Source organism: Serratia sp. 506_PEND, assembly GCF_001076875.1.
GTDB classification, from domain to species: Bacteria; Pseudomonadota; Gammaproteobacteria; order Enterobacterales; family Enterobacteriaceae; genus Serratia; species Serratia marcescens.
In genome coordinates, this window is sequence record NZ_JVEL01000028.1 from 1 (window position 1) to 213 (window position 213).

At 64.8% G+C, this 213-nt stretch carries 1 pseudogene; it reads right to left on the reverse strand.

What is annotated here, in order from left to right:
- Positions 1-213: pseudogene (locus ADK28_RS32000) on the reverse strand (hypothetical protein); the annotation flags it as partial.

A 213-nucleotide genomic window follows, 5' to 3' on the forward strand; every position in this document is an offset into this window, starting at 1 on the left:
ACTGCGCCATCCGGTTTCCCGCCATCGCGCTGAGACGGTACTGCATAAAGGCCTGCGTATAATCGTGTGGTCCGCCGAGGCCAAGGCGCAGCATGTCGCCGTAGTGGTAGCACCCTTGCGCATCGCCCCGTGCAGCCAGCTGCTGCCAGGCGCTTCTGGCGTGAGCCTCATCGCCCTGTTTTTCATACCACCCGGCAAGCGCACGCGCGGCCT